The 14,571-nt window shown below is 37.1% G+C and carries 16 protein-coding genes and 3 pseudogenes; 15 read left to right on the top strand and 4 right to left on the bottom strand.

Annotated elements, in window-relative coordinates; all coding sequences use genetic code 11:
- Positions 1-237: 237 nt before the first annotated feature.
- The 5 genes and pseudogenes from HMPREF2837_RS11610 to HMPREF2837_RS02605 form a co-directional block, all read left to right on the top strand.
- Positions 238-333 (top strand): annotated as a pseudogene (locus HMPREF2837_RS11610) (DNA recombinase); the annotation flags it as partial.
- A gap of 54 nt (positions 334-387) precedes the next feature.
- On the top strand, positions 388-2,103 hold the full coding sequence (locus HMPREF2837_RS11845; RefSeq protein WP_315940820.1) for an AAA family ATPase: 1,716 nt from the start codon (positions 388-390) through the stop codon (positions 2,101-2,103).
- A 129-nt stretch (positions 2,104-2,232) separates the two neighbouring features.
- The gene (locus HMPREF2837_RS02615) at positions 2,233-3,201 is read left to right on the top strand and encodes a helix-turn-helix transcriptional regulator (protein ID WP_049548814.1); all 969 of its coding nucleotides are present in this window, start codon (positions 2,233-2,235) and stop codon (positions 3,199-3,201) included.
- Positions 3,202-3,263: 62 nt separating this feature from the next.
- Positions 3,264-4,067, top strand: coding sequence for a hypothetical protein (locus tag HMPREF2837_RS02610; protein ID WP_049548815.1), 804 nt, complete (start codon positions 3,264-3,266; stop codon positions 4,065-4,067).
- Positions 4,068-4,072: 5 nt separating this feature from the next.
- Positions 4,073-4,972: a hypothetical protein gene (locus tag HMPREF2837_RS02605; RefSeq protein ID WP_049548816.1), complete on the top strand. Its 900-nt coding sequence runs from the start codon at positions 4,073-4,075 to the stop codon at positions 4,970-4,972.
- A 199-nt stretch (positions 4,973-5,171) separates the two neighbouring features.
- Here the strand turns inward: HMPREF2837_RS02605 and HMPREF2837_RS02600 are convergent.
- Positions 5,172-5,377, bottom strand: a pseudogene (locus tag HMPREF2837_RS02600) (hypothetical protein).
- A 166-nt stretch (positions 5,378-5,543) separates the two neighbouring features.
- Between HMPREF2837_RS02600 and rpsP the strand changes: the two are divergent.
- The 6 genes and pseudogenes from rpsP to HMPREF2837_RS02570 all read left to right on the top strand — a co-directional run bounded on the left by rpsP (position 5,544) and on the right by HMPREF2837_RS02570 (position 8,212).
- The gene (gene rpsP / locus HMPREF2837_RS02595; RefSeq protein ID WP_000268760.1) at positions 5,544-5,816 is read left to right on the top strand and encodes a 30S ribosomal protein S16; all 273 of its coding nucleotides are present in this window, start codon (positions 5,544-5,546) and stop codon (positions 5,814-5,816) included.
- A 19-nt stretch (positions 5,817-5,835) separates the two neighbouring features.
- The gene (gene kphA, locus HMPREF2837_RS02590) at positions 5,836-6,075 is read left to right on the top strand and encodes an RNA-binding protein KphA (RefSeq protein ID WP_000379617.1); all 240 of its coding nucleotides are present in this window, start codon (positions 5,836-5,838) and stop codon (positions 6,073-6,075) included.
- Positions 6,076-6,262: 187 nt separating this feature from the next.
- A pseudogene (locus HMPREF2837_RS02585) lies at positions 6,263-6,562 on the top strand (MazG nucleotide pyrophosphohydrolase domain-containing protein); the annotation flags it as partial.
- A gap of 71 nt (positions 6,563-6,633) precedes the next feature.
- Positions 6,634-7,152 carry a ribosome maturation factor RimM gene (rimM, locus tag HMPREF2837_RS02580; protein ID WP_075230591.1) on the top strand — a complete coding sequence of 173 codons (519 nt, stop codon included), beginning with the start codon at positions 6,634-6,636 and terminating at the stop codon, positions 7,150-7,152.
- Complete coding sequence (trmD, locus tag HMPREF2837_RS02575) at positions 7,142-7,861, top strand: tRNA (guanosine(37)-N1)-methyltransferase TrmD (RefSeq protein ID WP_075230590.1); 720 nt, start codon at positions 7,142-7,144, stop codon at positions 7,859-7,861. Before rimM ends, trmD begins: the two co-directional genes overlap by 11 nt.
- Positions 7,862-7,873: 12 nt before the next feature.
- Positions 7,874-8,212: an ATP cone domain-containing protein gene (locus HMPREF2837_RS02570; protein ID WP_001196044.1), complete on the top strand. Its 339-nt coding sequence runs from the start codon at positions 7,874-7,876 to the stop codon at positions 8,210-8,212.
- Positions 8,213-8,242: 30 nt separating this feature from the next.
- Here HMPREF2837_RS02570 and HMPREF2837_RS02565 read toward each other — a convergent pair whose 3' ends face one another.
- On the bottom strand, positions 8,243-8,563 hold the full coding sequence (locus HMPREF2837_RS02565) for a hypothetical protein (protein WP_075230589.1): 321 nt from the start codon (positions 8,561-8,563) through the stop codon (positions 8,243-8,245).
- Positions 8,564-8,661: 98 nt separating this feature from the next.
- Here HMPREF2837_RS02565 and HMPREF2837_RS02560 point away from each other — a divergent pair, with 98 nt between their 5' ends.
- Positions 8,662-8,877, top strand: coding sequence for a YdbC family protein (locus HMPREF2837_RS02560; protein ID WP_006145796.1), 216 nt, complete (start codon positions 8,662-8,664; stop codon positions 8,875-8,877).
- Positions 8,878-8,928: 51 nt separating this feature from the next.
- Here the strand turns inward: HMPREF2837_RS02560 and HMPREF2837_RS02555 are convergent, their stop codons facing one another.
- Complete coding sequence (locus HMPREF2837_RS02555; RefSeq protein WP_049548822.1) at positions 8,929-9,468, bottom strand: biotin transporter BioY; 540 nt, start codon at positions 9,466-9,468, stop codon at positions 8,929-8,931.
- 334 nt (positions 9,469-9,802) lie between these two features.
- Entirely contained in the window at positions 9,803-11,149 is a 1,347-nt protein-coding gene (gene gor / locus HMPREF2837_RS02550) for a glutathione-disulfide reductase (RefSeq protein ID WP_049548823.1), read from the bottom strand.
- A gap of 240 nt (positions 11,150-11,389) precedes the next feature.
- Between gor and HMPREF2837_RS02545 the strand changes: the two genes are divergently transcribed.
- Genes HMPREF2837_RS02545 through HMPREF2837_RS02535 form a run of 3 tightly spaced genes read left to right on the top strand, consistent with a single transcriptional unit; the run spans position 11,390 to position 14,523 of the window.
- Positions 11,390-12,577 (top strand): efflux RND transporter periplasmic adaptor subunit, encoded by a 1,188-nt coding sequence (locus HMPREF2837_RS02545; protein WP_049548824.1) that lies wholly within the window; start codon positions 11,390-11,392, stop codon positions 12,575-12,577.
- Positions 12,561-13,262 (top strand): ABC transporter ATP-binding protein, encoded by a 702-nt coding sequence (locus HMPREF2837_RS02540; protein ID WP_049548825.1) that lies wholly within the window; start codon positions 12,561-12,563, stop codon positions 13,260-13,262. The genes HMPREF2837_RS02545 and HMPREF2837_RS02540 overlap by 17 nt, the downstream gene beginning before the upstream one ends.
- A 1-nt stretch (position 13,263) precedes the next feature.
- On the top strand, positions 13,264-14,523 hold the full coding sequence (locus HMPREF2837_RS02535) for an ABC transporter permease (protein WP_049548826.1): 1,260 nt from the start codon (positions 13,264-13,266) through the stop codon (positions 14,521-14,523).
- Positions 14,524-14,571: the final 48 nt, after the last annotated feature.

Here is a 14,571-nt window from a genome sequence, read left to right as displayed (position 1 = left end):
GAGATTTCTTCACTACTAATCTTAGTATGTTTTTTGGGGGGCTTTTTATACTTTCTTACTAAATTGGTGCAACTGACACAGTTGTTACGACTTTAGCCGCTTACAAATAAGGCTGCAACCTGACAAGGTCAGTTGCCTCAAAACTTTAATCCATATTTTGAAAAAACAATTAACTAGACAATAAATGTCCACCCTTTTTTGTAAACTTAAATTATCAATAATAAGAGGTGAAATTAAATGAATTATTATCAAGTTGAGTTTAAAAATCCTGATGATTTCTTAAAAACTCAAACAGAAGATTTTATTAAGACTAATCGTTTATTGCTATTTAAAGAGGATGACGCTTATTACCTTATTTCTCAAGAAAGTTACAATGATCAAGAAATCATGGGGAAAATAAAGGATTTTTTTGATCATGAGTTTACATTAAAAAAAGTTAAAACTCTAACAGAAAGTGATTTTATAAAGAAACTTGAAACAAGTGATAGAAGAGAACTAGTAAAATTCTTATTAAGTGCAAATAAAGAGACCATGTCTCATTATCTAAAGCCTAATTTTGAAAAACTGGATGAATTGAAAAACATTTGTGGTCTCGCCGATTTTAAGAAGGCTGTTCAAGAACTAATTACATATCTTTCATTTCAAGAAAAAATAAATAATAATGAACAACAGCAACACTTTTATATTTTTAATGGTGAGAGGGGATCTGGTCGTAAGTTTGCTATCAAGTTTCTAGAGTCTCTCTTTGGAATGAATGCGATATTTGTTAATTGTAATAATTTTTTTATTCCTAAGATAGGCGAAAAAGATGTCCCGGTATTAGTTGATTATCTTTCAGCAAGGCCAAGAACAAAATCAGAATTTTACGATACATTTAGACAAAAGAAGGGGCATTCAATTAACATCATTATTACGAGAACTATCCAAGAGGCAGAATCTATAAAAAAAGATTTGCTTGAAGATTTTAGTAAAGTATCAATTGTGAATTTTCCGCAATATGATGAGGCCGAGCTTAAAAAAATCGGGCTTCAGATGATAAACAAAAAAGGTGTTCAATTGAGTAATGAAGATTTTGAGAGATTAATAGAAGAAAATAAAGTACTAAAGGATGCTAAAGAAATTCGTCTTTTTGTTCAAGAGCTTGTTGAATTTGCAGTACAAAATGATTATGATCCTTCAGATAAAAACGAATTAAGTCTGGATGGATTTATTCCCCAAAATGAATCTTCAGTTGAAGACGAAGAAAATGCTGAGAAAAAGTTGAGTGAATTAATCGGTTTAGAAGAAGTGAAAGTAGTCCTAAACCAGCAGTTAGCTTATAATCGAGTTTCTGCATTGCGTCAGGATCATGGATTTAGTAATGAAATACTAAATCGTCATCTCGTTTTTTCCGGAAATCCTGGGACTGGTAAAACTATAGTGGCTAGGCTTTATACAAAAATTTTATACAATAACAAGATAATCCAAGAGAATAAGTTAGTGGAAGTAGGTCGTGCGGACCTTGTTGGTGAATATGTCGGACAGACTGCTCCAAAAGTAAAAAGAGCTTTTGATGAAGCAAAAGGGGGAGTACTCTTTATAGATGAGGCCTATAGCCTTATTCCGAGTAGTGAGAGAGATTTTGGACATGAAGCTATTTCAGCGATTATACAAGAAATGGAAAATCGTCGGGATAAGGTGTTGGTTATTTTTGCTGGGTATGAAGAATTGATGGCCCAATTCATTGAAACTAACCCGGGACTTTCCTCTAGAATTTCTAGAGAAATAAAATTTTTGGATTATACAATTGATCAACTAATTGATATTTTGGAATTGATGGTAAATAAGAGATATTATCAATTAACCGACGATTGTAAGATGGTACTACGTCAGCATTTTTCAGAAGTTGTCAATTGTAAAAACTTTGGAAATGCTAGATACGTCCGAAAATTAGTAGATGAGATTGTCTTCAGTCAAGCACAACGAGTGATTGAAGGTGATAAGAATCAGTTAGAAGATGATACCTTTTTAAATCAAATTACATTGACAGATATCAATAAGGCTATTGTAGCTATTGAAGCAAAATCATCAAAATCAATATCGTTGATAGGATTCGGAAGGTAGAAGTAACCTTTAATAGACTTTAAAAGAAGAAATAGGTACTAGTAGTATCGGTAGAAGATTTGAACTAGTAAATTGATTGAATCTAAGCCATTGGAAATGTTATAATATTGTTAAAGGATTTAGGATTATATGAACGACCAAGAACGCTTATTAACTATATTTTTACGATTACAGTCTGGCGCACATTTAGCTAAGGCTCAGCTTGCAGATGAATTTGGTGTTAGTGAAAAGACTATACAACGAGATTTTTCTCTCCTCTCTGGTTTCTTAGATACACAACCGATGGTTGCAGCAGAACTTGCCTACGATACGAGGCATCATACTAGGTATTTAAAAGGGAAATCTTTATTTAATAAAAAGGATATTCTTGTAATTTCAAAGATTTTACTAGAAAATCGTTCTTTGAATAAGGAAGAAAACAAGTCATTACTTGATAGTTTATTGGCACTTATTTCAAAAGATGAGCAAAAAGAAGTTTCTAGTATTATTGCAAGTGAGTTGCTAAATTATGCACCATTATCAGACACACAAAATCGTATTGATAAGGTTTGGGAATGGTCTGAATTGATTCGTAAGGAGTTGGTCTTAGACATTGATTATCAATCTCCTTATAATACTAAAAAGAGACATACAATTTTTCCGGTTTCTCTTTACTATGATACTCATTATTTTTACATAGTAGCCTATAATTTACTATTTGATTCTTATATGACTTTAAAATTAGACAGAATACTTAGTTGGGTAGAATCTAAAAAAGAAAAACCTTCTCTTTCATATGGAAGAAAATTTCGTGATGGAGAAATTCGTAATAAGCGTGTAGATCCATTCATAGGAAAAGAGTTAAATATTAGAGTCCTATTCGTCAATGATCCAACAATTATTGTTGATCAATTTCCTACAGCAAAAATTATTGAAAAAACATCAAATGGTAATATTATTGAATTTGTGAGTCAAGATACACCAGGGTTGAAGAGGTGGCTATTGAGTCAAGCGGATGCTCTAACGGTTTTGTCTCCTCAATCGCTAATTGATGATGTAAAAACTCTTATTAATAGAATGCAAGAAAACTACATTGACTGGAAGTTTGAGAGCGAATAAGACAATTTTTTGTCTGTTATAAAAGAATACTGTGAATTTCACCAACTAAAGGAGAAGATGAAATGAGTAGAGTTATATATAGAACTCGTCCATTTATCCCCTACGCTAAGTATAGCAAATATTGGAACGAATACATTCAAGAGGGTGATGAGATTATTAAGTACGTTTATAATAAAGTTAAATTGCCTGACAGAGAATTAAGAAATGAAATATACTCACATGAGAAGCAAAGATGGACTATAGGTGATGTTAATCTTCCTGATTGGTTATATAGATATGTAGTTGACGATGATTTATCTGATAATGGCAAAAAAATTGTCAAACAGTGGAGATTAGAGAAGTATAGTTCAGAGTTAAATAACTACAAAGAAAAAGGTTATTTCATTGATGAAGAAAAGAAAATTGTCATAACCGATCGGGAAATATTAATGTTCCGAGAAGACTCAGAAGTACCTTGTTGGGATAAAATCACTTCTTTAGTCAAAAATGCTTATAATCGTATTCGAATCACACCTAAATTTATGGGATTAGTCAAAGATGACTTTGAGAATCACAAAGTGGATTATGAAATACTTTGTGAAATGGCTGAACAAAATAGGAAGAAAAACGAAGAGAAAGAAAAAGAATTTATAGCCAAGCAGCAAGAATTACAAGAGAAAAAAGATTACGAAGTAGCTATTCAATTGTTTTTAAGACTACAAAAAAATTTAGTTGATATAAAGCCAAAGTTAAGTGAAGAAGGAAGAAAAGAAATCGATAATCTTCTTAATTTAATCAATAAATCAGAAATAAGTCGTACTAGATATGATATTTTACATCAAGAGGGAGTCGAAATAATTTTGAAAGAAAAAAGTAAGAGAGGATGATTTAATTGGATTATGTAGCTAGAATACACTTAAAAAGAGACGATAACATTAGAAAAGAGTTAATTGACTTCTGTTTATATAATTCTGAACAATATGTTGCTATTGGTTGGAGTTGGTTGAGCAAAGATATTAAATTAGATGATTTCCAAGAATTCTATAATCGTATTAAAAAAAAGAATGGTAAAGCACATCCAGCAATAAATGTTTTTAGAGATGCGAAGATAGATGATTTATTCTGGACCAGAGATTTAAGTGGGAATTACTGGATATGTAAAGTAAAATCTTCAGCTATAGTAGTTTGTGATACTCATTTGGATATTGGATCAGTTATCCCAGTTGATGCATTTAATGTGGGAATGCAAGTTCCTGGACAGATAAAATCATCGTTTAATAGGCCTCTTGGTGGTACTATTGAGAAGATACGGGATAAAAGCATAATAGAATATTCAAAATTGATATTTAATAAATTTTCGAAAAAGAATTATTTTGAGGTAACAACCTATAGTGGAGGTCTTCTTGATAATCTGCCTGAATTTGATTTAGAAGAACTCGTTATCTCATATCTTCAAATTAAGGAAAATTATTATGTACTTTCTAATTCAATTGCAAAGAAGTCTACAACCATAAAAATTGAATGTGAGATGATCTCAAGAGACATCAATAATCCAAGAAATGCAGTAGTTCAAGTAAAAGGGAAGAAGGCAAATGAACTTGATGCTTTAGAATTTAAACAATATGTAGATGATGGTTATTTAGTTTATTTGTATGCTCCAAAAATAATTAATTTAGATCAGATTGAAAATGTAATTCAAGTAGAGGGTAGTGATTTATTAGCTTTCTACGAGGAGAATAAGTTAATTATACCAAGGTCTATCACACAATGGGAAGACTTATTTATTGATTGATAAATGATTAAAATGTTAAAATTTCATAAAACTATAATGGTGTGAAGCTTTCGGTACATTCTATCTCATTTTTGATTTTTGGGAGTAAAATTCATACCATTTAATTGAAAGACATTCAAATTGGATGAAAAAATATTTTCTGAAAAGCGGGAAAACGTTGATTTTGGGCGCATTTTAAAATATATTCAAATGGGAGATTTTACAACCAGCTTTCGGTGGTAAAAGTACCAAAGTTGATTCTCCATAGGAGGATAATATCTCCTGCCAGTAAATTATCTGCTAATAATTCCATATTTCGTTTTGGGACAGGTTTGAGGTCTAGTAGCAATCCTCTATATCACGATTTGGAGAGATGTAAGGTTTGACTTGATGGTCTTTGTAAATCTTCTCTAGTCTAGTATTCATAAAGTTTCTCCTTCTATTTTTCCCTATTAGTCTAAAAAATTTAAAAATTTTAAAGTCTGTCAAGTTTTTTTCTTGACACCTCTTAGAAATCTGCTATAATAGAACATGTGCTAAATAGCTCAGCTATTTCACCGAACTAAAAAATAAAAGAAAAGAGATATTAAAAATGGCAGTTAAAATCCGTTTGACTCGTATGGGTTCTAAGAAAAAACCTTTCTACCGTATTAACGTAGCAGATTCACGTTCACCACGTGACGGACGTTTCATCGAAACAGTTGGAACTTACAACCCACTTGTTGCTGAAAACCAAGTAACTTTGAAAGAAGACCGCGTTCTTGCATGGTTGGCTGATGGAGCTCAACCTTCAGATACAGTACGCAACATCCTTTCAAAAGAAGGCGTATTGAAGAAATTCCACGATTCTAAATTCTCTAAATAATTCTAAAGTAGGTTGACAGATGGATACGATTGAAAATCTCATTATTGCAATTGTGAAACCTTTGATTTCACAACCAGATGCCTTAACTATCAAGATTGAAGATACACCAGAATTTTTGGAGTATCATTTGGATCTTGACCAAAGCGATGTGGGTCGTGTGATTGGTCGTAAGGGTCGCACTATCTCTGCGATAAGAACGATTGTCTACTCTGTCCCAACTGAAGACAAAAAAGTAAGAATCGTTATTGACGAAAAATAAGAAAAGCGGGACGGATTGTCTCGCTTTTTTTGCAAGGAGCAGGATATGAAGGATTTAACGTTTAGACAATTACAAGACTAGTTATACTCAATGAAAATCAAAGAGCAAACTAGGAAGCTAGCCGCAGGCTGTACTTGAGTACGGTAAGGCGACGCTGACGTAGTTTGAATTTGATTTTCGAAGAGTATTACTCGAACATTACCAGCAGTCTCGAACTGAGGAAGGTCTTTTTATCAAGCTAGTGGAGGAAGTCGGAGAAGTGGCCGAGGTTTTGAATGGACGCTCTGGTCGAAAAGAAGGGGTTCAGGATTCTAACGAGGAACTTGCCAAAGAACTGGTTGATATCATTCACTACACAGTCGCAATTGCAGCTATTAATCATATTGACCTTACCAAGACTATCTTTGAGAAAGACAAAAAGGCAGCTATCAAATATCAGCATGAACGAGATTTGGAAGGATATTTAGAAGCCGAGGGTCAGAACTAGCTTTTTTCTCCAACTTGTGAAAATCCCTGGAACGTGATAAAATAAAGGAAGAAACATACACAGGAGATCAAATGAACTATTTTAACGTTGGAAAAATCGTCAATACGCAAGGTTTGCAAGGTGAGATGAGAGTCTTATCTGTGACGGATTTTTCGGAAGAACGCTTTAAAAAAGGTGCAGAGCTGGCCTTGTTTGATGAGAAGGATCAATTTGTTAAAACAGTGACTATCGCAAGTCACCGTAAGCATAAAAACTTTGATATCATCAAATTTAAGGATATGTATCACATCAATGATATCGAAAAATACAAGGGCTACAGTTTGAAGGTTGCGGAAGAAAACCTTAATGACCTAGATGAGGGTGAATTTTACTATCACGAGATTATTGGACTAGAGGTCTACGAGGCTGACAACTTGATTGGAACCATTAAGGAAATTCTTCAACCAGGGGCCAATGATGTTTGGGTAGTTAAGCGTAAGGGAAAACGTGATCTGCTTTTACCATATATCCCACCGGTCGTGCTCAATGTTGATATTCCTAATAAGCGCGTGGATGTAGAACTCTTAGAAGGGTTAGACGATGAAGATTGATATTTTAACCCTCTTTCCAGAGATGTTCTCACCGCTAGAACATTCTATCGTTGGAAAGGCCCGTGAAAAGGGGCTTTTAGATATCCAGTATCATAATTTTCGTGAATATGCTGAAAAGGCCCGTCATGTCGATGACGAACCCTACGGTGGTGGTCAAGGGATGTTGCTACGCGCGCAACCAATCTTTGATGCCTTTGATGCTATTCAAAAGAAAAATCCGCGCGTGATCCTTTTGGATCCTGCTGGTAAGCAGTTTGACCAGGCTTATGCTGAAGATTTAGCACAAGAAGAGGAACTCATCTTTATCTGTGGTCACTACGAGGGCTATGATGAACGCATTAAGACCTTGGTAACAGATGAGATTTCCCTAGGTGATTATGTCTTGACTGGTGGTGAACTGGCAGCTATGACCATGATTGATGCGACGGTTCGCTTGATACCAGAAGTAATTGGGAAGGAAACCAGTCACCAAGATGATAGCTTTTCATCGGGGCTCCTTGAATATCCTCAGTACACTCGTCCCTATGATTATCGAGGTATGGTGGTTCCAGAAGTACTTATGAGTGGGCATCATGAGAAGATTCGCCAATGGCGTCTCTATGAGAGTCTCAAAAAAACTTATGATCGTAGACCAGATTTGTTGGAACATTATGAATTAACAGCAGAAGAAGCTAAAATGTTAGCGGACATTAAAGAAAATACAAATTAAAAGGAGAAGCCTATGCAAGTCATTAAACGTGATGGACAAGTTGCCGACTTTGATCCAGATAAAATCTATCAAGCCATTCTCAAAGCTGCTCAAACGGTTTATGTTTTGACAGATGATTTACGTCAAAATCTAGCTCAGGTAACTAAGAAAGTTGTCTTGGATCTAGAAGAGGCAAAAGTGGAGCGTGCGACTATCAGCATGATTCAATCAATGGTTGAACACCGCTTGCTTGGTGCAGGTTACATCACCATCGCTGAACACTATATCTCTTACCGTTTGCAACGGGATTTAGAGAGAAGTGGTTACGGAGAACACATTGCTGTTCACCTTCATTTTGAACAAATCCGTTAATAGAAAAGAGTGAGATGAAGAAAACTCATCTCACTCTTTCTTAAATCGATTTTTTTGGGCAGTTTGGACAGTTGAGGGAACAAAACTTATTTTTCGAATATCTGGGATTCGAATAATGCGGGTCACATTTTTTGCAAAATTTTTAACGATAATTTGCTGGCGGTCTGTATCAAATTTGATGATATCCCCTGTAAAACTTGTATCTGAAAAAATAATGTGGACAGCAGTTTTTTTCAGGAGCGCCTCTTTAATGGTACTTGTCAGGGAGTCAGCTTTGGAATGATCTGATTCTTCTCGTCCGTTGAGAAATCCTTGGAATTTTTGTTGAATATGTGTAAATAAATCTTTCATCGGAGCCTCCCTTCTTTTTACCATTATTATATACAATTTTAAAAAAATCTACAAGATTTTACGAATAATCAAGTGAAGACAATTAAAAGGAGAATACAATGGCAGAATTTACATTTGAAATCGAAGAACACCTACTTACGCTCTCAGAGAATGAAAAAGGTTGGACCAAGGAAATCAATCGTGTCAGCTTTAATGGAGCACCAGCAAAGTTTGACATTCGTTCTTGGAGTCCAGACCACACTAAGATGGGGAAAGGAATCACCCTCTCAAACGAGGAGTTTCAAGTGATGGTCGATGCCTTTAAGAATCAATAAGCAATCATGTAAGAATAATCCAAAAGAAGCTGGGAAAAACCCGGCCTCTTTTTATTTGCTTGAAAAATAGGATTGAGTACGGAGACGTTGAAGGAGTGGTCGACCGATAAAACTGATGGCAAGGATTTTTGCAAGATCAGGAATGATAAAGGGAATGACACCGACAGCTAGTGCTTTATCAAAAGGCATACCAGCAAGGAAGTGGAGGCTGAGAATACCACCAACAAAGACAAGGGAATCTCCCAAGAGATTTGCAAGAAAGATACGAATATAGCCACTTTTCTTATGGATAAGATAGGATGTAAGTCCAGCGTAGACAAGGTCAAACCAAAGATAGCCAGCGCTTGGACCTACCAAAACATGAAAACCAGCTCCCCCACTGGCAAAGACAGGAATACCGATAGCACCCAGCAAGAGATAGAGACCAACAGAAAGAACGGCTTCCCTAGGTCGAAAAACAGTAGCGATGAGTCCGATAGCAAAGTTTTGTAGAGTAAATGGTACTGGTCCAATTGGGATACTGATTTGGGCTAATACTGCAATCAGAGCAGCTCCAATAGCAGGAATTGCGTAAATATGTGCTTTTTTCATAATAGTTAACCTCTTTTTTAATTTATAGTAACTATTATACTGGAAGGGAGATGATTGTCAACCTATTTTAAAAATAAAGGTTACAAATCTGTAACGGCCGATTGAGACAAAAAAGTTGGCTAGTTTTTTTTCAGAACACAGATAGATCCTATCCGTAATAAAAAAAGTACCCTTATGGAGCTTGGTTACCATATAGTGAAAATTCTTAGAAATCCTGATGGCATGCTATTATAAGAGTTCTTTCATTTGATCTAGTAAAAGAAAAAGATTGAAGAAGATTGTCCAAAATAGACTTTTTCTTCAATCTGAGTGACCAAGATAGTCTCTTTTTGTATTAACGCATAGTCACAAATTCTTCTGAACCTGTAGGATGGATAGCGACCGTCGCATCAAAATCAGCTTTTGTAGCTCCCATCTTGATTGCTACAGCAAAACCTTGAATCATTTCATCAACGCCGTAGCCGATACCATGAAGACCAACAACCTTTTCGTTCTCACCAGCTGTAACTAGCTTGAAGCGAGCTTCTTGACGGTGACTAGTAACGGCAGAATACATAGATGCAAATTTTGAAGTATAGACTTTAACGTTTTCTTGGCCGTACTCTTTGATGGCTTCTTCCTCAGTCAGACCGACTGTTCCGATTGCTGGGTGTGAGAAGACTACGGTTGGAATAGTCGTGTAGTCCATTTTTGCATTGGTTTTACCGTTGAAAAGTCTTTCGGATAGGGTACGACCAGCCTTTATAGCAACAGGAGTTAGTTCTTTTTCACCTGTGACATCTCCAAGAGCGTAGATACCGTCAACGACTGTGTTTTGGTATTCGTCAACCTGGATAAAGCCACGTTCATTGAGGGTAACACCAGCTTTTTCGAGTTGAAGTCCTTCAACATTTGGACGGCGGCCAGTTGCCCAGATAACTTGACTGGCGGTATGGGTGCTCCCATCTTCAAAATGAATCCTAATGCCTTCTTCGGTTTTTTCAAGTTTAGCAGGAACCTTATGGGTGTGGAGGTTTAATCCAGTATTTTCCATTTCTTGAACCAAGCTCTCAACAATATAGCTATCAAATCCACGAAGTGGACGCTCACGACGGACGAATAAATCAGTCTGTACACCAAGGGTATGGAGCACGCCAGCTAATTCGACAGCAATATAACCTGCACCCAGAATGGCTATAGAATCTGGCAACTCTTCCCAGGCAAAGACATCATCAGAACTACCACCTAGTTCAGCACCAGGAATGGCAGGGATATGAGGATGGGCCCCAGTTGCAATCACGATGTGCTTAGCACGGATTAACTCACCATTGACACTGACTGTATGAGCGTCAACGAACTCGGCACGTCCTTCAATCAAATCAACTCCGTTACGCTTAAAGCTTCCACCATAAGAAGAACGAGCACGGTCAATATAGGCTTCACGATTCTTACGAAGCGTTGCGTAATCAAATTGATTCCCAGTGCTTGTGAAACCATAGTCAGGTCCATATTTGTGGATACTCTCTGCAATTTGCGCTCCATACCACATAATTTTTTTAGGGACACAGCCGAGGTTGATACAAGTTCCACCTAATTTCTTTTCCTCAATAACTGCGGCCTTAGCACCATGTTCACCAGCACGATTCATGGTAGCAATACCTCCGCTACCTCCACCGATAGCGATAATATCATATTCTCTCATAGAAAGCTCCTTTACTTGTTTTCTAGTCATATTCTATCTTTTTTTGGGAGTCAATGCAAAAATCTGCTACGCTTAAAAATTTTAAGAAAATGCTTGCAAAAATAAAAAAGAAAGTGTATTATATAACTAATACAACAACAAAAGATTTTAGCAAATGTTTTTTGGATAATGAGAAATCAATTGTCCATTTTTGGGACTTGTGCTATAATCTTAATATATATTTGTAAAGAAGGAGTTCTTATGAAAAGAAAGAAAACCGCCAAGAAATGGCCTTTATATACCGCTATCGGAGTTGCAACAGCCCTCGTAATTGGTGCAGGAGCTATTCTCTTATTTAGACAACCAAATCAAGCTGCAGCAAAAGATGAACCTGCTAAAATTGCTGTAGCTAAAGAGGGAACGGTTGCTTCATCGGTTCTTCTATCGGGTAGTGTAACTGCTCAAAAAGAACAATATGTTTATTTTGATGGTAGTAAGGGAGATTTGGATGAGGTTCTAGTTTCGGTTGGTGACAAGGTAAGCGAAGGCCAGGCCTTAGTCAAGTATAGTAGTGCAGATGCTCAAGCAGCCTATGATGCTGCTAGTCGTGCAGTTGCTAAAGCTGACCGTCATATCAATGAATTGAATGAGGCTCGAAATACTGCTGCTTCAACACCTGTGCTTCCTCAAGCAGGGATTGAAGGCGCTACGGACCAAACCCAAGCACAATCTTCTACATCAGCTACAGCTTCTATCGATTCACAAATCAGTGATGCGCGTGATGTTCGTGCAGATGCAGCGGCACAACTTGAAAAAGCCCAGGCACAGTTGGATGCCACTACAGTTTTGAGTACTGTAGAAGGTACAGTTGTCGAAGTCAATCGCAATGTTTCAAAATCTCCAACAGGAAATAGCCAAGTATTGGTACATATCGTTAGTAACGACAACTTGCAGGTCAAGGGAGAGCTTTCTGAATACAATCTTGCAAATCTATCTGTAGGCCAAGAAGTTACCTTTACTTCAAAGGTTTACCCAGATAAGACCTGGACTGGTAAGATTAGCTATATTTCAAATTATCCAAAGAACAGTAGCGAAGCAAGTAGTAGCTTAGCTGGTTCAAACTCAGGATCTAAGTACCCATATACGGTCGATGTAACTAGTGAAATTGGCGATTTGAAGCAAGGATTTACTGTTAGTGTTGAAGTCAAGAATAAGAGCAAGGCCTTGATCGTTCCAATTTCGAGTGTAGTTATGGAAGAAGACAAAAACTATGTTTGGATTCTTGATGAAAATCAAAAGGCCAAAAAAGTTGAAGTTGGATTGGGCAATGCGGACGCAGAAAACCAAGAAATCACATCTGGTTTGACAGATGGAGCAAAAGTCATCAGTAATCCGACAGCTTCCTTAGAAGAAGGGAAAGAGGTGAAGACTGATGAAGCAACTAATTAGCCTCAAAAATATCTGCCGTAGCTATCGAAATGGTGACCAAGAACTTCAAGTCCTTAAAAACATTAACCTAGAAGTTCAAGAGGGAGAATTTGTAGCTATCATGGGACCATCCGGTTCAGGTAAGTCAACCCTCATGAACACCATTGGGATGTTGGATACTCCTACAAGTGGTCAGTATTTTCTAGATGGCAAAGAAGTAGCTGGTCTGGGTGAAAAACAATTAGCCAAGGTTCGAAATCAAGAAATCGGATTTGTCTTTCAACAATTCTTTCTCTTGTCCAAGCTCAATGCTCTTCAAAACGTAGAATTGCCCTTGATTTATGCTGGAGTTTCAGCTTCAAAACGTCGCAAATTAGCAGAAGAATATCTGGAAAAGGTTGAGTTGACTGAGCGTAGCCATCATTTACCTTCGGAGCTGTCAGGTGGTCAGAAGCAAAGGGTTGCCATTGCGCGTGCATTGGTCAACAATCCTTCAATCATCTTGGCAGATGAGCCTACAGGAGCTCTGGATACCAAAACGGGTAATCAGATCATGCAACTCTTAGTTGAATTAAACAAAGAAGGAAAAACCATCATTATGGTAACGCATGAGCCTGAAATTGCTGCCTATGCGAAGCGTCAGATCGTCATCCGCGATGGTGTCATTTCATCTGATAGTGGTATCGAAGAAAAGGAGGAAAACTAAGATGCAGAATCTGAAATTTGCCTTTTCATCTATCATGGCCCACAAGATGCGTTCTTTCTTAACCATGATTGGTATTATCATCGGTGTTTCCTCCGTTGTCGTGATCATGGCCTTAGGGGACTCCATGTCTCGTCAGGTCAATAAAAACATGACCAAGTCTCAAAAAGACATCCATGTCTTCTTCTCACCTACTAAGAGTAAGGACGGTTCCTTCACCCAAAGACAATCTGCACTGACCTTGTCTGGCGGTCAAGAAGAAGTTTTTGTTGAACCACCAAAACCTCAAGAAGCTTGGGTTAAGGAAGCTGCAAAGCTTAAGGGAGTAGATAGTTATTACGTAACCAACTCAGCCAATGTGACCTTGACTTATAAGGATAAAAAGGTCGAACACGCTAACATGACGGGTGGGAATGTCACCTATATGGATGCGGTCGAAAATGAAATCATTGCAGGTCGTGGACTTAAAGCACAAGATTATAAAGATTTTGCAAGTGTGATCATTTTAGATGAAGAGCTTGCCAATAGCCTTTTTGGTTCAGCAAAAGAAGCTCTCAACCAAATTGTTGAAGTAAATGAAATCAGTTACCGTGTTATTGGTGTTTATGCAAGTAAAGAAGCTAAGGCTGCGAAAACATTTGGTGTTGGAGGACTTCCAATTACGACCAATATTTCCTTGGCAGCTAATTTTAACACAGACGAGATTTCAAATATTGTCTTCCGTGTCAATGATACTAGCTTAACCCAGACTTTAGGACCAGAGTTAGCAAGAAGAATGACAGAGATTGCAGGTCTTCAACAAGGGGAATATCAAGTTGCAGATGCGTCTGCCGCCTTCCAAGAAGTTCAACAACTCTTTGGCTTCATAACAACGATTATTAGTGCTATTGCGGGTATTTCCCTCTTTGTCGGTGGTACTGGTGTTATGAACATTATGCTTGTTTCAGTGACAGAGCGTACCCGTGAGATTGGTTTACGGAAAGCACTAGGAGCAACACGGGCTAATATTCTGGTTCAATTTTTGATTGAATCCATGATTTTAACCTTATTAGGTGGTTTTATTGGTCTACTGCTTGCTGCAGGAGTGACCATGCTTGCAGGAGTTCTTCTTCAAAACATGATTGCAGGAATCGAAGTTGGAGTATCCATCCCAATCGCTCTCTTTAGTTTAGCGGTCTCAGCAGGTATCGGTATGATATTTGGTGTTCTACCAGCCAATAAAGCCTCTAAGCTGGATCCTATCGAAGCTCTTCGCTATGAATAAGATAATCAACAGGAAAAACGGCTCTTTGTCAACTGTAGTGGGTTGATG

It is taken from the genome of Streptococcus sp. HMSC071D03, assembly GCF_001812125.1.
Classification (GTDB): Bacteria; Bacillota; Bacilli; order Lactobacillales; family Streptococcaceae; genus Streptococcus; species Streptococcus pseudopneumoniae_N.
The sequence above is the reverse complement of the archived record's forward strand: the minus strand, read 5'-3'. Positions and strand labels throughout refer to the sequence as shown.